Source organism: Streptomyces sp. NPDC001157 (genome assembly GCF_053598255.1).
Window position 1 is genome coordinate 153,872 of record NZ_JBSFJW010000004.1, and the last position, 17,285, is coordinate 171,156.

The 17,285-nt window shown below is 69.7% G+C and carries 16 protein-coding genes; 9 read left to right on the plus strand and 7 right to left on the minus strand.

Features of this window, described 5'->3' with window-relative positions:
* The 4 genes from ACWDAG_RS09035 to ACWDAG_RS09050 are packed head-to-tail and all read right to left on the minus strand — an operon-like array spanning window position 1 to window position 3,715.
* Window positions 1–318, minus strand: coding sequence for a bifunctional 3-phenylpropionate/cinnamic acid dioxygenase ferredoxin subunit (locus ACWDAG_RS09035; protein WP_099927980.1), 318 nt, complete (start codon window positions 316–318; stop codon window positions 1–3).
* Window positions 318–1,499: a Fe-S cluster assembly protein SufD gene (gene sufD, locus ACWDAG_RS09040; RefSeq protein WP_450694942.1), complete on the minus strand. Its 1,182-nt coding sequence runs from the start codon at window positions 1,497–1,499 to the stop codon at window positions 318–320. The genes ACWDAG_RS09035 and sufD overlap by 1 nt, the downstream gene beginning before the upstream one ends.
* A 54-nt stretch (window positions 1,500–1,553) precedes the next feature.
* On the minus strand, window positions 1,554–2,975 hold the full coding sequence (gene sufB, locus ACWDAG_RS09045; RefSeq protein ID WP_344403868.1) for a Fe-S cluster assembly protein SufB: 1,422 nt from the start codon (window positions 2,973–2,975) through the stop codon (window positions 1,554–1,556).
* Window positions 2,972–3,715 (minus strand): helix-turn-helix transcriptional regulator, encoded by a 744-nt coding sequence (locus ACWDAG_RS09050; RefSeq protein ID WP_450694943.1) that lies wholly within the window; start codon window positions 3,713–3,715, stop codon window positions 2,972–2,974. Before ACWDAG_RS09050 ends, sufB begins: the two co-directional genes overlap by 4 nt.
* 172 nt (window positions 3,716–3,887) lie before the next feature.
* Here ACWDAG_RS09050 and ACWDAG_RS09055 point away from each other — a divergent pair, with 172 nt between their 5' ends.
* The 4 genes from ACWDAG_RS09055 (at window position 3,888) to ACWDAG_RS09070 (ending at window position 7,539) form a co-directional block, all read left to right on the plus strand.
* On the plus strand, window positions 3,888–4,745 hold the full coding sequence (locus tag ACWDAG_RS09055) for an aminoglycoside N(3)-acetyltransferase (RefSeq protein ID WP_450694944.1): 858 nt from the start codon (window positions 3,888–3,890) through the stop codon (window positions 4,743–4,745).
* Between the two features lie 10 nt (window positions 4,746–4,755).
* The gene (locus ACWDAG_RS09060) at window positions 4,756–5,679 is read left to right on the plus strand and encodes an ABC transporter ATP-binding protein (RefSeq protein WP_450694945.1); all 924 of its coding nucleotides are present in this window, start codon (window positions 4,756–4,758) and stop codon (window positions 5,677–5,679) included.
* A 50-nt stretch (window positions 5,680–5,729) separates the two neighbouring features.
* Window positions 5,730–6,461 (plus strand): ABC transporter permease, encoded by a 732-nt coding sequence (locus ACWDAG_RS09065; RefSeq protein ID WP_450695189.1) that lies wholly within the window; start codon window positions 5,730–5,732, stop codon window positions 6,459–6,461.
* A gap of 85 nt (window positions 6,462–6,546) precedes the next feature.
* A complete protein-coding gene (locus tag ACWDAG_RS09070) occupies window positions 6,547–7,539 on the plus strand; it encodes a COX15/CtaA family protein (protein ID WP_450695190.1) in 993 nt (330 codons plus the stop codon).
* A gap of 31 nt (window positions 7,540–7,570) precedes the next feature.
* Here ACWDAG_RS09070 and ACWDAG_RS09075 read toward each other — a convergent pair whose 3' ends face one another.
* The 3 genes from ACWDAG_RS09075 to ACWDAG_RS09085 all read right to left on the minus strand — a co-directional run bounded on the left by ACWDAG_RS09075 (window position 7,571) and on the right by ACWDAG_RS09085 (window position 10,118).
* Window positions 7,571–8,677, minus strand: coding sequence for an amidohydrolase family protein (locus ACWDAG_RS09075; protein ID WP_450694946.1), 1,107 nt, complete (start codon window positions 8,675–8,677; stop codon window positions 7,571–7,573).
* A 60-nt stretch (window positions 8,678–8,737) separates the two neighbouring features.
* A complete protein-coding gene (locus ACWDAG_RS09080; protein WP_181922503.1) occupies window positions 8,738–9,070 on the minus strand; it encodes a hypothetical protein in 333 nt (110 codons plus the stop codon).
* A 94-nt stretch (window positions 9,071–9,164) separates the two neighbouring features.
* Window positions 9,165–10,118, minus strand: a complete 954-nt coding sequence (locus tag ACWDAG_RS09085; protein WP_450694947.1) for a heme o synthase — start codon at window positions 10,116–10,118, stop codon at window positions 9,165–9,167.
* Between the two features lie 356 nt (window positions 10,119–10,474).
* On the opposite strand from ACWDAG_RS09085, the gene tkt reads away from it, so the two are divergent.
* The 5 genes from tkt to pgl are packed head-to-tail and all read left to right on the plus strand — an operon-like array spanning window position 10,475 to window position 17,139.
* The gene (tkt, locus tag ACWDAG_RS09090; protein WP_450694948.1) at window positions 10,475–12,577 is read left to right on the plus strand and encodes a transketolase; all 2,103 of its coding nucleotides are present in this window, start codon (window positions 10,475–10,477) and stop codon (window positions 12,575–12,577) included.
* A gap of 33 nt (window positions 12,578–12,610) precedes the next feature.
* Entirely contained in the window at window positions 12,611–13,729 is a 1,119-nt protein-coding gene (gene tal / locus ACWDAG_RS09095) for a transaldolase (RefSeq protein WP_450694949.1), read from the plus strand.
* 4 nt (window positions 13,730–13,733) lie between these two features.
* A complete protein-coding gene (gene zwf, locus ACWDAG_RS09100) occupies window positions 13,734–15,257 on the plus strand; it encodes a glucose-6-phosphate dehydrogenase (RefSeq protein WP_450694950.1) in 1,524 nt (507 codons plus the stop codon).
* Window positions 15,254–16,360: a glucose-6-phosphate dehydrogenase assembly protein OpcA gene (gene opcA / locus ACWDAG_RS09105; protein WP_450694951.1), complete on the plus strand. Its 1,107-nt coding sequence runs from the start codon at window positions 15,254–15,256 to the stop codon at window positions 16,358–16,360. Before zwf ends, opcA begins: the two co-directional genes overlap by 4 nt.
* Window positions 16,357–17,139, plus strand: a complete 783-nt coding sequence (gene pgl / locus ACWDAG_RS09110; protein WP_450694952.1) for a 6-phosphogluconolactonase — start codon at window positions 16,357–16,359, stop codon at window positions 17,137–17,139. The genes opcA and pgl overlap by 4 nt, the downstream gene beginning before the upstream one ends.
* Window positions 17,140–17,285: the final 146 nt, after the last annotated feature.

Here is a 17,285-nt window from a genome sequence, read left to right on the forward strand (position 1 = left end):
TCAGGACTCCTGGTTGAGGGAGACGAGAACGTCGTCCCCTTCGATCTTTACGGGGTATACGGGGACGGGGCGCGTCGCGGGGAGGCCGGACGGCTTGCCGGTGCGGAGGTCGAAGCTGGAGCCGTGCAGCCAGCACTCGATCTGGCAGTCCTCCACCTCGCCCTCGGAGAGCGAGACGTTCGCGTGCGAGCAGATGTCGTGGATCGCGAACACTTCGCCCTCGGTCTGCACGACCGAGATGGGCGTGCCGTCGAGTTCCACCCGCTTCGGGGTGTCCTCCTCCAGCTCGCTCAGCGCACAGGCGCGTACGAAGGCCATCAGACCGTGGCCTCCAGCTCCTCGTCGATCTTCACGAGAAGGCGCTCTTGGATGTCGTCGACACCGATCTGCTGGACCAGCTCGGCGAAGAAGCCGCGGACCACCAGACGACGGGCCTCGTCGGCCGGGATGCCGCGGGCCATCAGATAGAAGAGCTGCTCGTCGTCGAAGCGGCCGGTGGCACTCGCGTGCCCCGCGCCGACGATCTCGCCGGTCTCGATCTCCAGGTTCGGCACGGAGTCGACCCGGGCGCCGTCCGTCAGGACGAGGTTCCGGTTCATCTCGTACGTGTCCGTGCCCTCGGCCTTGGCCTCGATGAGGACGTCGCCGATCCACACCGCGTGGGCGGACTCGCCCTGCAGCGCGCCCTTGTAGACGACGTTCGACTTGCAGTGCGGGACGTTGTGGTCGACCAGGAGACGGTGCTCCTGGTGCTGACCGGCGTCCGTGAAGTACAGCCCGAACAGCTCGGCCTCGCCGCCGGTGCCGGCGTAGGAGACACGCGGGTGCAGCCGTACGACGTCGCCTCCGAAGGTCACCACGACCGACTTGAACGAGGCGTCCCGGCCGACGAGGGCGTTGTGCTGGGCCACGTGCACGGCCTTGTCGTCCCAGTCCTGGACGGAGACGACGGTCAGCTTGGCGCCGTCGCCCAGGATGTAGTCGACGTTGGCGGCGAGCACCGCGTCACCGGTGTGGTCGATGACGACGACGGCCTCGGCGAAGGCTCCGAGCTCCACGACCTGGTGGCCGTAGGCGACTCCGCCCTCGCCGTGCACGGCGATGCGGATCGGCTCGGTGAGCACCGTCTCCTTGGGGACGGTGACCACGCCGGCCTTCTCGAACGCCGAGTACGCCTGGGCGGCGATGCGGTCCACCGGGGTGCCGGCCTTGCCGAGGCGCGGGTCGTCACGGTCCACGAGCTCGACGGTGACGCCCTCGGGGGCCTCGACCTCGACCTTCACGCCCTCGCCGGTCGCGACGGCGGTGCCGTCGTGCAGCCCGCGCAGGCGCTCCAGCGGGGTGAACCGCCACTCCTCCTCGCGGCCGTGCGGGACCGGGAAGTCCGCCACGTCGAAGGACGGGGGCGCGCTCATGCGCGTGGCGACGGTCGACTCGGCGGCCACCGCGATCTGGCCCGCGGTGGTGGACCCCACGGGGATGTTCTGAGCCTCAGCCATGGCTGTCGGTCTGCTCTCTTCCTACGTAAGTGACTTGATGGGGGCGGCCGTTGCTTAGCCGACCGCACCTTCCATCTGGAGCTCGATCAGCCGGTTGAGTTCCAGCGCGTACTCCATCGGCAGCTCCTTCGCGATGGGCTCGACGAAGCCGCGCACGATCATCGCCATCGCCTCGAACTCGCTGAGGCCGCGGCTCATCAGGTAGAAGAGCTGGTCCTCGGAGACCTTGGAGACGGTCGCCTCGTGGCCCATGGACACGTCGTCCTCGCGGACGTCCACGTAGGGGTACGTGTCGGAGCGGGAGATGGTGTCGACGAGCAGCGCGTCGCACAGCACGTTCGACTTGGATCCGGCGGCGCCCTCACCGATCTCGACGAGACCGCGGTAGGACGTACGGCCGCCGCCGCGCGCCACCGACTTGGAGACGATGTTGGAGGAGGTGTTCGGCGCCATGTGGACCATCTTGGAACCGGCGTCCTGGTGCTGCCCCTCGCCCGCGAAGGCGATGGACAGGGTCTCGCCCTTGGCGTGCTCGCCCATCAGGTAGACGGCCGGGTACTTCATCGTGACCTTGGAGCCGATGTTGCCGTCGATCCACTCCATGGTCGCGCCCTCGTACGCCACGGCGCGCTTGGTGACCAGGTTGTAGACGTTGTTCGACCAGTTCTGGATGGTCGTGTAGCGGCAGCGGGCGCCCTTCTTGACGATGATCTCGACGACCGCGGAGTGCAGGGAGTCCGACTTGTAGATCGGCGCCGTACAGCCCTCGACGTAGTGGACGTAGGCGTCCTCGTCGACGATGATCAGCGTCCGCTCGAACTGGCCCATGTTCTCCGTGTTGATGCGGAAGTAGGCCTGGAGCGGGATCTCCACGTGCACGCCCTTCGGCACGTAGATGAAGGAGCCGCCGGACCACACCGCGGTGTTCAGCGACGCGAACTTGTTGTCGCCGACGGGGATGACCGTGCCGAAGTACTCCTTGAAGAGCTCCGGGTGCTCCTTCAGGGCGGTGTCGGTGTCCAGGAAGATGACGCCCTGCTCCTCCAGGTCCTCGCGGATCTGGTGGTAGACGACCTCGGACTCGTACTGGGCCGCGACACCGGCGACGAGGCGCTGCTTCTCCGCCTCCGGGATGCCGAGCTTGTCGTACGTGTTCTTGATGTCCTCGGGCAGGTCCTCCCAGGACTCCGCCTGCTTCTCCGTGGAGCGCACGAAGTACTTGATGTTGTCGAAGTCGATGCCCGAGAGGTCGGAGCCCCAGTTCGGCATGGGCTTCTTCTCGAACAGGCGCAGGCCCTTGAGACGGAGCTTGGTCATCCACTCCGGCTCGTTCTTCTTGGCGGAGATGTCCCGGACGACGTCCTCGCTGAGACCGCGCTTGGCAGAGGCACCGGCCTCGTCGGAGTCGGCCCAGCCGTATTCGTACTTGCCCAGACCCTCGAGCTCAGGGTGGGCAGTCTCCGTGGGGAGAGTCATGCGGGGTTCCTCCCGGCCGTGCTTGCGGTTGCGTTGTCAGTGGTCTTGGAAATCTTGGGGATGAACGTCGTGCAGACGCCGTCACCGTGCGCGATGGTCGCCAGTCGCTGGACATGCGTGCCGAGCAGCTGGGAGAAGATCTCGGTCTCCGCCTCGCAGAGCTGAGGGAACTGTTCCGCGACATGGGCGACGGGGCAGTGGTGCTGGCACAGCTGCTCGCCGACCGGTGCGCTGCGCGCCGTAGCAGCGTACCCGTCCGCGCTCAGGGCCTTGGCCAGGGCTTCGGTGCGCTCCTCGGGGGCTGCGGCCTCGATCGCCCTGCGGTAGGCACCGGCCTGCTCGGCGATCCTCGCGCGTGCGAAGGCGACGACCGCCTCGTCCCCGCCGAACCGCTCCGAGATCCAGCGCAGGGCGTCCGCGGCGAGCTTGTCGTAGGACTGGTCGAAGGCGTCACGGCCGCAGTCGGTCAGGGCGAACACCTTGGCGGGACGGCCGCGCGTGCGCGCGCCATACACCCGCTGCTCCCGGGCCTCCACGACATCGTCCGCGACCAGCGCGTCCAGATGACGTCGTACGGCCGCGGGGGTGAGCCCCAGGCGGCCGGCCAGCTCGGTGACGGTCGACGGCCCGTGGTCCAGGATCGACCGCGCGACCCGGTTGCGCGTCGAACGCTCACCGGTCGCGTGCTCGTCCTGCTGGGCCCCCGTGGGGGTCTCCAGAGCCTCGCCGACGTTTTTCACAACGCCATTGTTGCGTAATTCCTCAGGACCGGGCAACCCACGTCCCGGCCAGTGGACGGTGCCCTGCGTCACTTAGGCACACCTAACCTGACCTGCGGAAACGATCTTTGATCGATCAGAGCCGGGACAATTCGGTGGCGCTCCGGGGCCCCTTCGGGAACACTCCCCAACCATGCCGACACCCCCTCCGACCGGCCCTCTTGTCACTCGCGACACCATCGCCACACAGCTGCGCCTGCTGGGCGTCGAGACCGGCGAGATCCTCCTGGTGCACTCCTCTCTCAGCAGCCTCGGCTGGGTGTGTGGAGGTGCCGTCGCGGTCGTGCAAGGTCTTCTCGACGCTGTCGGCCATGAGGGCACGATCGTCGTCCCGACCCAGACGGGAGACCTCTCGGACCCGGCGCTGTGGAGCAATCCGCCGGTGCCCGAGGAGTGGTGGGAGCGGATCCGGGCCACCATGCCCGCCTACGACCCGCTGGTCACACCCTCGCGCGGGGTCGGGGTGATCCCGGAGACCGTGCGCACCTGGCCGGGCGCCCGGCGCAGCGCGCACCCGCAGACTTCCTTCGCGGCAGTCGGTCCGCGCGCGGCGGAGATCGTCGACGACCACGCGACCGACTGCCGGCTCGGCGAGCGCAGCCCGCTGGCACGGCTGGAGGAGCTGGGCGCCCGGGTGCTGCTGCTCGGCGCCGGGTACGGGTCGTGCACGAGCTTCCACCTCGCCGAGTACCGGATACCGTCACCGCTCGTCGCGGTGGGCCGCCCCGCCCCCGGTGGCGGCTGGGAGACGGTGACCGAGGTGTCGATCACCTCGGAGCGGTTCGACGAGCTCGGGTACGACTTCGAGCGGGACCGTGCCGTCGTACGCGGAAAGGTGGGCGCCGCCGACGTCCGGCTGTTCCCGGTGGCGGACGCGGTGGCGTACGCGCAGCGGTGGCTGGCGTTGCACCGGTCCCGGGAGGACGAGCCCGCGCCCCCCGGGAGTGGAGATCCTGCACCCGCCGGTCCGGGCCGTGGAACCCGTACCTAGACTCTCGCCCATGCGAAGTGAGCCCGTGGTCCAGGTTCAGGCCCTGGTGAAGCGGTACGGCACCAAAACCGCTGTGGACGGCCTCGACCTGGTGGCCCAGGCGGGCGTGACCGCCGTACTCGGCCCGAACGGCGCGGGCAAGACCACGACCGTCGAGACCTGTGAGGGATACCGCAGACCGGACTCCGGCACGGTGCGCGTCCTGGGGCTCGACCCGGTGCGGCAGGCCCGTCAACTGCATCCGCGCATCGGCGTGATGCTGCAGTCCGGCGGCGTCTACTCGGGCGCCCGGGCCGACGAGATGCTGCGGCACGTGGCGAAACTGCATGCGAACCCGCTGGACGTGGACGCCCTGATCGAGCGACTCGGGCTCGGCTCCTGCGGCCGTACGACCTACCGCCGCCTCTCCGGCGGCCAGCAGCAGCGCCTCGCGCTCGCGATGGCGGTCGTGGGCCGCCCGGAGCTGGTGTTCCTGGACGAGCCGACCGCCGGCCTCGACCCGCAGGCCCGGCACGCCACCTGGGACCTGGTCCGCGACCTGCGCGCCGACGGCGTCTCGGTCATCCTCACCACGCACTACATGGACGAGGCCGAACAGCTCGCCGACGACGTCGCGATCATCGACGCAGGCCGGGTCATCGCCCAGGGCTCCCCGGAGGAGCTGTGCCGCGGCGGCGCCGAGAACACGCTCCGCTTCACCGGCCGCCCCGGCCTGGACGTGGGCTCCCTCCTCAAGGCGCTCCCCGCGGACTGCTCGGCGGCGGAGCTGACACCGGGCTCCTACCGGGTCGTCGGCAAGGTCGACCCGCAGCTGCTGGCGACGGTGGCGTCCTGGTGCGCGCAGCACGGGGTGATGCCGGACAAGATCTCGGTCGAACGGCACACCCTCGAAGACGTGTTTCTGGAGCTCACCGGCAAGGAGCTGCGCTCGTGACGATCACCGGCACTTACACCCCCAAGCCGGGCGCGGCCCCCCTCCCTCGCATGATCGCGGCCCAGGCCGCGCTCGAGACGAAGATGCTGCTGCGCAACGGTGAGCAGCTCCTGTTGACGGTCGTGATCCCGACCCTGCTGCTGGTCCTGTTCAGCTCGGTGGACATCGTCGACACGGGCGCGGGCAAGTCCGTCGACTTCCTCGCCCCCGGCATCCTGGCGCTCGCCGTGATGTCGACGGCGTTCACCGGCCAGGCGATCGCCACGGGCTTCGAGCGCCGCTACGGCGTCCTCAAGCGCCTGGCCTCCTCGCCGCTCCCCCGCTGGGGCCTGATGACCGCGAAGACGGCGTCGGTGCTGGTCACGGAGATCCTTCAGGTGATCCTCCTGACGGTGATCGCCTTCGCGCTGGGCTGGTCCCCGCACGGCGCTGGAACATTTACAAGCGTGGCAGCCGTCCTGCTGTTGCTCGTCCTCGGTACGGCGGCCTTCTCCGGCCTCGGTCTCCTCATGGCGGGCACGCTGAAGGCGGAGGCGACCCTGGCCGCCGCCAACCTGGTCTTCCTGCTGCTGCTCGTGGGCGGCGGCGTGATCGTGCCGATGGAAAAGTTCCCGCAGGGCGCCCAGGACGTGCTGGGACTCCTGCCGATCTCCGCCCTCTCCGACGGCTTGCGGGACGTGCTGCAGCACGGAGCCGGGATGCCGTGGGGTGACCTGGGGATTCTGGGGGTGTGGGCGGTCGTGGGGCTCGCGGCGGCCGGCAGGTTCTTCCGCTGGGAGTAGCCCGCAGCAGTGCGGGGACAGGGGCTTCGCGGACCCTCGTGAACGCGTGCACAAGCGGCCCGCCTACGATGGGCCCGTGCCAAACGTGACCCGCGCCGACGCCGTGGCGGCCCTGCGCAACCCGCTCTCCTTCATCGCCGGACGCTGGACCCCCGAGCCCCGGACGGTCCAGCGGTCTGCTCTTTCCGCGCTCGTCATGTCGGTGGTCATCGTCGTCACCGGCGGTGCGGTGCGGCTGACCGGTTCCGGGCTCGGCTGCCCGACCTGGCCCAAGTGCACCGCGAACTCGCTCGCACCGACGGGCGAGATGAACTTCCACAGCGCCATCGAGTTCGGCAACCGCATGCTGACGTATGTGCTGTGCGCCGCCATCGGCTGGGCGATCGTCGCCGCGCGCTCCGAGAAGCCGTTCCGGCGCAGCCTGACCCGCCTGGGCTGGGCGCAGTTCTGGCTGGTCATGAGCAACGCGGTGCTCGGCGGCATCGTGGTCCTGGTCGGTCTGAACCCGTACACGGTCGCGGCCCACTTCCTGCTCGCCTCGGCGCTGATCGCGGTCGCCGTCGTGATGTGGCAGCGCACCCGCGAGGGCGACGGGGCGCCCCGCCCGCTGGTCGGCAAGCCGGTGCAGCAGATGGTGTGGTTCCTGGTCCTCGCCACCGTGCTGCTGATCGCGGTGGGCACGGTGGTCACCGGCGCGGGACCGCACGCGGGCGACTCCAACAAGGTCGAGCGGATCCCGATCGACTGGGAGACGGTGGCCAAGCTGCACGCGGTGCTCGCGTGGATCGTGGTGACGCTGACCTTCGCCCTCTGGTTCGTCCTGAAGGCGGTCGACGCCCCCAAGGACCCGTTGGCCCGCACCCGCGAGCTGTTCCTGGTCCTGCTCGCGCAGGGCGTCATCGGCTACGTCCAGTACTTCACGCACCTGCCCGAGGTGCTTGTCGGACTGCACATGCTCGGCTCCTGCCTGATCTGGATCTGGGTACTGCGGGTGCTGCTGGCACTGCGGGAGCGGCCTCAGGCCATTGCCGACCTGCCCGGCCCCTCGGCCGAGGTGACGGTGGCAAGCCGCGCTTAGGGCCTGCCCCAGGCCCCCGTTCCGGTACGGCTCACTCCAGTCCGTACACCCTGCACGCGTTCCCGGACGCCACCATCCCCGCCACCCGCTGTGCGTCCCCCAACGACCATGCCCCCTCGGCGACCCAGCCGCCCAGCACCCGCCCCAGGGCCTCCCGGAACAGCCGCGCCCCCACCACGTGCAGTTCGGGCAGGCCATGAGCCCCGCTGGAGAAGAGGATCTTGCCGAAGGGGGCCAGTTCCAGGATCTCGGCGAGGACCGTTGCGGCGCGGGCGCCGGTGCGGACCAGGGCGGCGCCCGAGTCGGCGTAGACGTGCGGGAAGACGCCGGCCAGGTGGGCGGCGTGGCGGTGGTAGGGGTAGCCGTGCAGCAGGACCAGGTCGGTGCCCAGGCCCGCCGTCGCGCGGACGAAGTCCGTGAGCAGCACCGGATCGGTGCGGTCGATGCGCTGGCCCGGTTCGCCGAGGCCAGCGTGGAGCTGGAGCGGCAGGCCGGAGGCGACGGCGATCCACAGCAGGTGCCGCAGGAGTACGGCGTCGGTCAGCTCGCCGCCGACCCGGCGACCGGCCAGCCACCGGCCGGCGGCGCCCCGCACCTCCCCCGGGCCCGGCGGCTCGGGAGCGAGCGCCAGACCGTGCCGTACGCCCGCGACCGATGTGAAGGCCACGGCGTTCGCGGCCGCGGCGTGCACCGACTCGGCGAGGTTGGCGAGGAAGGACTCCACGGTCCCGGAGGTGTCGGCGACCTGTTCGGCCAGTAACTCCAGGCGGACGATCTCGCGGGCCTCGGCGGCCCCGGCGGACGCGAGCTCCGAGGGCCCGGTCAGATCGCCGGGCAGCCCCGTGTCGACCAGATACGTCGTGATGCCGCTGCCGCGCAGCAGCCTGCGGCCCGTTTCCAGTACGCCCAGTTCACGACGGCGGGCGAGATAGCGGGCGGGCGCGCAGTGCGGTTCCAGGCCGAGCAGCGGAGGGCACCAGCGTCGTACGGCGAAACCGGTCTGTGTGTCGAAGAGGGTCGTGCCGGGGGCGGGCGGGCCCTCGGTGCGGGACAGCTGGGCCTCGAAGGTGCCGAGGCCCAGCTCCGTCCTCAGTACGCCGTGGCAGTACTGGTCCACGAGGGACGGTGTTTCGATCATCCGGGCTCCCCGTGTGCCGACGTCTGCGCTTGTCGCAGGGCCTAACGGGTGAACCCGGCACTAGGTGTTGCTCGGACCGCCCACCTGGATGCCCGCCATGCGCGTCCACTCGTACCGGCCCGTCTTCACCTTGGCCGCGAACTCGCCGTCGAAGTCCTCGTGGACGGTGATGCCGGCCTTCTCCACTGCTTTCTCGGCCAGCTCGTACGAGGGCGCCACCAGGTCGCCCCAGCCGCCGTCCTCGCCGACGAGGACGATGCGCGCGCCGCGCTCGCCGATGTAGGCCACCTGGCCCTCGGCCCCGCCGTGCGCCTTGGAGAAGGCGCTGATCTGCTTGGCGAGCCGCGCCACCTTGCGCTCGGCCTTCGGGTCAACCTGCTGAGTCTCTGCCATGGCCAGGATGCTACCGACGGGTAGGTCGAACGGCGACGGGCGGGGTGCGTGGCCTTGACCACGCACCCCGCCCGCGGCGACGTACAGAGAAGGACTAGCGCAGGAAGGGGTCCACCGCGACCGCCACGAACAGGATCGACACGTAGGTGATGGACCAGTGGAACAGGCGCATCTCCTTCAGCTTCGCGCCCGTCACCTCGGCCTTGGCCCGGTTCTGCAGGCCGTGTGCCTCCCACAGCCAGAAGCCGCCGGCCAGCAGTGCCACGAGCGTGTAGAACCAGCCCGTGTAGCCGAGCGGGGTCAGCAGCAGCGAGACGGCGACCATCACCCAGCTGTAGATGACGATCTGCTTGGCCACCACCTTGTTGGAGGCGACGACCGGCAGCATCGGCACGCCCACGCGCGCGTAGTCGTCCTTGACCTTCATGGACAGCGGCCAGTAGTGCGGCGGCGTCCAGAAGAACATGACGAGGAAGAGGATGATCGGCGCCCACGACATGGAGTTCGTGACGGACGACCAGCCGATGAGCACCGGGAGACAGCCCGCGATGCCGCCCCACACGATGTTCTGCGAGGTACGGCGCTTGAGGATCATCGTGTAGACGACGACGTAGAAGAGGAGTGCGCCGAGGGAGAGCCAGGCGCTCAGCCAGTTGACGGTGAAGCCGAACAGGAGCGTGGAGACCACCGCGAGGGTGATGCCGAAGGCCAGGCATTCACGGGGGCTGACCATTCCCGTCACCAGCGGGCGCTGCGAGGTGCGGTCCATGAGGGCGTCGATGTCGCGGTCGATGTACATGTTCAGCGCGTTGGCGCCGCCCGCCGAGAGGTAGCCGCCGACGCAGGTGAGCAGCACCAGCGTCAGGTCCGGCACGCCCTGCTGGGCCAGGAACATCACCGGAACGGTGGTGATGAGCAGCAGCTCGATGATCCGCGGCTTGGTGAGCGCCACGAACGCCTTGACACGGGCCCCGAACGGCCGGTGACTCGAGCTCCTGCTCTCCCCCAGCACCCCGGCTGGACGGGATTCGACGGCCGTCACGCACACCCCTACAGAGACATCCCAGCAAGCCTCACCCGTGTGAAGTCCCGGTAAAGGCTCGCGCGTACCACGCCACTGTAGACGTTGCCCATACCTCGGCCTTCGCGGGGGTGGGGTCGTGTTGGGAGGGGTCGTACAGAAGCTCGATCGGGAGCTCGATTGAGCACTCGGATGAGCCGCTCCGTATTCAGTTGCCGAATGCGATCTGCCCAGTCGGGAGGCGGATCCCCCGTAGGCCCGGCAGTCTGGAATGACTCGAAAAATTGCACGTACTTACGGGGGTAGGCTCGACAGCGGCCGGTGGGCGTCCAGTGCGCCGGCATTCGACATGCGTGACATGTGGAGAGGAGCCCTGACTCAGGGTGAGCACCAAGCCGACCACCACAGACCTCGAGTGGACCGAGTTGGACCAGCGGGCCGTCGACACCGCCCGCGTCCTGGCCGCCGACGCCGTACAGAAGGTCGGCAACGGCCATCCTGGTACGGCCATGAGCCTGGCGCCCGCCGCCTACACCCTCTTCCAGAAGGTGATGCGGCATGACCCGGCCGACCCGGACTGGGTCGCCCGCGACCGCTTCGTGCTGTCCGCCGGTCACTCGTCCCTGACCCTCTACACACAGCTCTACCTGGCCGGTTTCGGCCTGGAGCTGGACGACCTGAAGGCCTTCCGCACCTGGGGCTCGAAGACCCCGGGCCACCCGGAGTACGGCCACACCAAGGGCGTCGAGACGACGACCGGCCCGCTCGGCCAGGGTGTCGCCAACGCGGTGGGCATGGCGATGGCCGCCCGCTACGAGCGCGGCCTGTTCGACCCGGACGCCCCGCAGGGCGAGTCGCCCTTCGACCACTTCGTCTTCGCGATCGCCGGTGACGGCTGCCTCCAGGAGGGCATCTCCGCCGAGGCGTCCTCGCTGGCCGGCCACCAGAAGCTCGGCAACCTGATCCTGCTGTGGGACGACAACCACATCTCGATCGAGGGCGACACCGAGACGGCCGTCTCCGAGGACACCGTCAAGCGCTACGAGGCCTACGGCTGGCATGTGCAGCGCATCGCCCCGAAGCCCGACGGCGACCTCGACCCGCACGCGATCTACAACGCGATCGAGGCCGCGAAGCAGGTGACGGACAAGCCGTCCTTCATCGCGATGCGCTCGATCATCGCCTGGCCCGCCCCGAACGCGCAGAACACCGAGGCCGCGCACGGCTCGGCGCTCGGCGACGACGAGGTGGCGGCCACCAAGCGCGTCCTCGGCTTCGACCCGGAGCAGTCCTTCGAGGTCTCCGACGACGTCATCAAGCACACCCGCCAGGCGCTGGAGCGCGGCCGCGAGGCGAAGGCCGAGTGGGAGAAGTCCTTCCAGCTGTGGCGGCAGAACAACCCCGAGCGCGCCGCCGAGTTCGACCGCATCAACGCCGGTGAGCTGCCCGCCGGTTGGGAGGACAAGCTCCCCGTCTTCGAGCCGGGCAAGGGCGTCGCCACGCGTGCCGCCTCCGGCAAGGTGCTGCAGGCGCTGGGCGCGATCATCCCCGAGCTGTGGGGCGGCTCCGCCGACCTGGCCGGCTCGAACAACACGACCATCGACAAGACGAGTTCGTTCCTGCCGGCGGACAACCCGCTGCCGGAGGCGAACCCGTACGGCCGCACGATCCACTACGGCATCCGCGAGCACTCCATGGCCGCGGAGATGAACGGCATCGCGCTGCACGGCCACACCCGTATCTACGGCGGTACGTTCCTGGTCTTCTCCGACTACATGCGCAACGCCGTGCGTCTGTCGGCGCTGATGCACCTGCCGGTGACGTACGTGTGGACGCACGACTCCATCGGTCTCGGCGAGGACGGCCCGACGCACCAGCCGATCGAGCACCTCGCGTCGCTGCGCGCCATCCCGGGTCTCAACGTCGTGCGCCCCGCCGACGCCAACGAGACCGCGATCGCCTGGCGCGAGATCCTCAAGCGGTACACCAAGGAGTTCGGCAAGGGCGCCCCGCACGGCCTCGCGCTGACCCGGCAGGGCGTACCGACGTACGAGGCCAACGACGAGGCGGCGAAGGGCGGTTACGTCCTGTTCGAGGCCGAAGGGCCCGAAGGGCAGAGCGCCGCGGCGCAGGTCATCCTGATCGCCACCGGTTCCGAGGTGCACGTGGCTGTCGAGGCGCGTGAGCAGCTGCAGGCGGACGGGGTGCCGACGCGGGTCGTGTCCATGCCCTCCGTGGAGTGGTTCGAGGAGCAGGACCAGGGGTACCGGGACAGCGTCCTGCCGCCGCAGGTGAAGGCGCGGGTAGCGGTCGAGGCGGGCATCGGTCTCACCTGGCACAAGTACGTCGGGGACGCCGGTCGCATCGTTTCCCTGGAGCACTTCGGTGCTTCCGCCGACGGCAAGGTCCTTTTCCGCGAGTTCGGCTTCACTGCCGAGAACGTGGCCGCCAAGGCCCGGGAATCCCTCGCCGCCGCCCAGCGCTGACGCTCACATACGACACGTAGGAGATGTAATTCCATGACAGACGCACTCAAGCGCCTCTCCGAAGAAGGCGTCGCGATCTGGCTGGACGACCTGTCGCGCAAGCGGATCACGTCCGGCAATCTCGCCGAGCTGATCGACCAGCAGCACGTCGTGGGCGTCACCACCAACCCGACGATCTTCCAGAAGGCGATCTCGTCGGGCGACGGTTACGAGCAGCAGCTCGCCGACCTTGCCGCCCGCAAGGTCACCGTCGAAGAGGCCGTCCGCATGATCACGACGGCGGACGTGCGGGACGCCGCCGACATCCTGCGCCCGGTCTTCGACGCCACCGACGGCCAGGACGGCCGCGTGTCGATCGAGGTCGACCCGCGCCTCGCCCACAACACCAGGGCGACGGTCGCCGAGGCCAAGCAGCTGGCCTGGCTGGTCGACCGCCCCAACACGCTCATCAAGATCCCGGCCACCAAGGCGGGTCTGCCGGCGATCACCGAGGTCATCGGCCTCGGCATCAGCGTCAACGTGACGCTGATCTTCTCGCTGGAGCGCTACCGCGAGGTCATGGACGCCTACCTCTCCGGCCTGGAGAAGGCCAAGGAGCGCGGCCTGGACCTCTCGCTGATCCGTTCGGTGGCGTCCTTCTTCGTGTCCCGCGTGGACACCGAGATCGACAAGCGCCTGGACGCGCTGGGCACCGACGAGGCCAAGGCGCTGCGCGGCAAGGCCGCGGTCGCCAACGCGCGGCTGGCCTACCAGGCGTACGAGGAGATCTTCTCCTCCGACCGCTGGAGCAAGCTGGAGAACGCGGGCGCCCGCAAGCAGCGTCCGCTGTGGGCCTCCACCGGCGTGAAGGACCCGGCCTACAAGCCGACCCTCTACGTCGACGACCTGGTCGCGCCGAACACGGTCAACACCATGCCGGAGGCCACCCTGCAGGCCACCGAGGAGCACGGCTCGATCACCGGCAACACCGTGGCCGGCACCTACGAGCAGGCCCGCGCCGACATCGACGCCGTCGAGAAGCTCGGGATCTCGTACAACGACGTGGTGCAGCTCCTGGAGGACGAGGGCGTCGAGAAGTTCGAGGCGTCCTGGAACGACCTGCTCAAGTCGACCGAGGCGGAGCTGGAGCGCCTCGCCCCCTCGGAGGGCTGAAACCTTGTCGAGCAGCAACCCGCTGCGTGACCCTGCAGACCGGCGGCTCCCGCGTATCGCGGGGCCGTCGGGCCTGGTCATCTTCGGCGTCACGGGCGATCTGTCACGGAAGAAGCTCATGCCCGCCGTGTACGACCTCGCCAACAGGGGTCTGCTGCCGCCGGGCTTCTCCCTCGTCGGCTTCGCGCGCCGCGAGTGGCAGCACGAGGACTTCGCCGCCGAGGTCCACGACGCCGTCAAGGAGCACGCCCGTACGCCGTTCCGCGAGGAGGTCTGGCAGCAGCTCATCCAGGGGATGCGCTTCGTCCAGGGCACCTTCGACGACGACGACGCGTTCGAGCGGCTGCGCGGCACCATCGAGGAGCTCGACAAGGCACAGGGCACGGGCGGCAACTTCGCCTTCTACCTCTCCGTGCCGCCGCGCTCCTTCCCGGTCGTCATCCAGCAGCTGAAGAAGCACGGCCTTGCCGACCAGACCGGCGGCTCCTGGCGCCGGGCGGTCATCGAGAAGCCCTTCGGCCACGACCTGAAGTCGGCCGAGGAGCTCAACAAGGTCGTCCACGAGGTCTTCGCCCCGGACCAGGTCTTCCGCATCGACCACTACCTGGGCAAGGAGACCGTCCAGAACATCCTGGCGCTGCGCTTCGCCAACACGATGTTCGAGCCGATCTGGAACCGGTCCTTCGTGGACCATGTGCAGATCACCATGGCCGAGGACATCGGCATCGGCGGCCGGGCCGGCTACTACGACGGCATCGGCGCCGCCCGTGACGTCATCCAGAACCACCTCCTCCAGCTGATGGCCCTGACGGCCATGGAGGAGCCCGCCTCCTTCGACGCGGACGCGCTGGCCGCCGAGAAGACCAAGGTGCTCGGGGCCGTACGGCTGCCGAAGGACCTGGGCCGGGACACCGTGCGCGGCCAGTACGCGGCCGGTTGGCAGGGCGGCGAGAAGGCGGTCGGGTACCTCCAGGAGGAGGGCATCGACCCCAAGTCGAAGACGGACACCTACGCGGCCATCAAGCTGGAGGTGGACAACCGCCGTTGGGCGGGCGTCCCGTTCTACCTGCGCACCGGCAAGCGCCTGGGCCGCCGGGTCACCGAGATCGCGGTGGTCTTCCAGCGGGCCCCGCACTCCCCCTTCGACCACACGGCGACGGAGGAGCTCGGCAAGAACGCGATCGTCATCCGCGTCCAGCCGGACGAGGGCGTGACGGTCCGCTTCGGCTCCAAGGTGCCCGGCACCTCGATGGAGATCCGGGACGTGTCCATGGACTTCGCGTACGGCGAGTCCTTCACCGAGTCCTCCCCGGAGGCGTACGAGCGTCTGATCCTGGACGTCCTGCTCGGCGACTCGAACCTCTTCCCGCGCACCGAGGAGGTCGAGCTGTCCTGGCAGATCCTCGACCCGATCGAGCAGTACTGGGACCAGAACGGCCGGCCGGCGCAGTACCCGTCCGGCACGTGGGGGCCCGTCGAGGCGGACGAAATGCTGGAGCGAGACGGACGGAGCTGGCGCCGGCCATGAAGATGGACCTCACGGACACCACGGCCAGCAAGATCAACAAGGCGCTGGTGCAGGGCCGCCGTGCCATCGGCACGCCGGCCGTCGGCATGGTGCTCACGCTGGTCATCGTGACGGACGAGGAGAACGCGTACGACGCTCTGAAGGCCGCGAACGACGCCTCGCACGAGCACCCCTCGCGCACCCTCGTGGTCATCAAGCGCGTCTCGCGCTCGCCCCGCGACCGTACGCAGTCGCGCCTCGACGCCGAGGTGCGGGTGGGCGCCGACGCGGGCACCGGCGAGACGGTGATCCTGCGCCTGTACGGCGAGATCGTGGACCACGCACAGTCGGTGGTCCTGCCCCTGCTGCTGCCGGACGCCCCGGTGGTGGCCTGGTGGCCGGTGAACGCCCCCCTCGACCCGGCGAACGACCCCCTGGGCGCACTGGCCCAGCGCCGGGTGACGGACACGTACGCCGCGGAGCAGCCGGTACGGGAGCTGTCGGCGCGCGCCGACACCTACACCCCCGGCGACACCGACCTGTCCTGGACCCGCATCACGCCCTGGCGTTCGATGCTGGCCGCCGCGCTCGACCAGGTCACCTGCGAGGTGGAGGCCGTCGAGGTGGAGGGCGAGGAGTTCAACCCGAGCTGCGAACTGCTGGCCATGTGGCTGGCGGACCGCCTGGACGTACCGGTGAAGCGGTCGCTGTCGAACGGCCCCGGCCTGACGGCGGTCCGCATGGCGACGGACACCGGCCAGATAGTCCTGGACCGTGCGGACGGCTCCCTGGCGACCCTCTCCATCCAGGGCCAGCCGGACCGCGCGGTGGCGCTGAAGCGGCGTGAGACGGCCGAGCTGATCGCGGAGGAGCTGCGGCGGCTGGATCCGGACGACACGTATGCGTCGGCGCTGCGGTTCGGGGTGGACCGGCTGAACCCTTCGCTGCCGGAGGTCTCCTTTCCGGAGCCGGCGGAGCCTGCTCCCAAAGGAGCGGACGGCGAGGTCGCTGCGGAAGCTTCCGCACCGGAAGCGGCGGAGGCGCCGGTGACGGACTCGGACGCCTCGGAATCCGCGGAATCCGCGGAATCCGCGGAATCGGGGAAGAAGGCGGCGGCGAAGTGAGTACTCCGCAGCTGGTCGTGCACCACGACAAGGAACTGATGGCGCAGGCCGCCGCGGCCCGTCTCATCACGAAGATCGTGGACGCGCAGAGCTCCCGGGGCTATGCGTCCGTGGTCCTGACGGGCGGCCGCAACGGCAATGGCCTGCTGGCCGCCCTGGCTGCCGCACCGGCCCGGGACGCGATCGACTGGGGCCGGCTCGATCTGTGGTGGGGGGACGAGCGCTTCCTGCCCGAGGGCGACCCGGACCGCAATGTCACCCAGGCCCGCGAGGCCCTGCTGGACTCCGTCCCGTTGGACCCGAAGCGGGTGCACGCCATGCCGGCGTCGGACGGTCCGTACGGTGGCGACGTCGAGGCGGCGGCGGAGGGCTATGCGCAGGAGCTGGCCCGGGCGGCCGGGCCCGAGAACCACGGTGCCGTGCCGACCTTCGACGTCCTGATGCTGGGTGTGGGTCCGGACACGCATGTGGCCTCGCTGTTCCCGGAGCTGCCCGCGGTACGGGAGACGGAGCGGACGGTGGTGGGCGTCCATGGGGCGCCCAAGCCTCCGCCGACCCGGGTGACGCTGACCCTCCCCGCCATCCGCGCGGCACGGGAGGTCTGGCTGCTGGCGGCCGGCGAGGACAAGGCGCAGGCTGCTGCGATCGCCCTGTCCGGAGCGGGCGAGGTGCAGGCTCCGGCCGCGGGCGCCCGCGGCCGCTCCCGCACCCTGTGGCTACTGGACGCGACGGCAGCCTCCCAACTGCCCCGCTCGCTGTACCCACCGGCTTCACCGTGAGTCGAGGGTGCGGCGGAGGATTTTTTCGCCCCCGCCGCCCCTACCCGTCCCGGGGCCAGCCCCCGGACCCCCGCTCCTCAAACGCCGGAGGGGCTATTTTCAGCCCGTCCGGCGTTTGAGGACGAGGCCGTTCAGGCCGAAGAAGA

What these genes read in the sequence shown, in the direction of transcription:
- sufD (WP_450694942.1), bottom strand. Translation starts at nt 1,499, where the DNA reads ATGGCTGAGGCTCAGAACATCCCCGTGGGGTCCACCACCGCGGGCCAG.
- opcA (WP_450694951.1), top strand. Translation starts at nt 15,254, where the DNA reads ATGAAGATGGACCTCACGGACACCACGGCCAGCAAGATCAACAAGGCG.
- ACWDAG_RS09055 (WP_450694944.1), top strand. Translation starts at nt 3,888, where the DNA reads ATGCCGACACCCCCTCCGACCGGCCCTCTTGTCACTCGCGACACCATC.
- ACWDAG_RS09035 (WP_099927980.1), bottom strand. Translation starts at nt 318, where the DNA reads ATGGCCTTCGTACGCGCCTGTGCGCTGAGCGAGCTGGAGGAGGACACC.
- ACWDAG_RS09075 (WP_450694946.1), bottom strand. Translation starts at nt 8,677, where the DNA reads ATGATCGAAACACCGTCCCTCGTGGACCAGTACTGCCACGGCGTACTG.
- ACWDAG_RS09065 (WP_450695189.1), top strand. Translation starts at nt 5,730, where the DNA reads ATGATCGCGGCCCAGGCCGCGCTCGAGACGAAGATGCTGCTGCGCAAC.
- ACWDAG_RS09080 (WP_181922503.1), bottom strand. Translation starts at nt 9,070, where the DNA reads ATGGCAGAGACTCAGCAGGTTGACCCGAAGGCCGAGCGCAAGGTGGCG.
- sufB (WP_344403868.1), bottom strand. Translation starts at nt 2,975, where the DNA reads ATGACTCTCCCCACGGAGACTGCCCACCCTGAGCTCGAGGGTCTGGGC.
- tal (WP_450694949.1), top strand. Translation starts at nt 12,611, where the DNA reads ATGACAGACGCACTCAAGCGCCTCTCCGAAGAAGGCGTCGCGATCTGG.
- ACWDAG_RS09060 (WP_450694945.1), top strand. Translation starts at nt 4,756, where the DNA reads ATGCGAAGTGAGCCCGTGGTCCAGGTTCAGGCCCTGGTGAAGCGGTAC.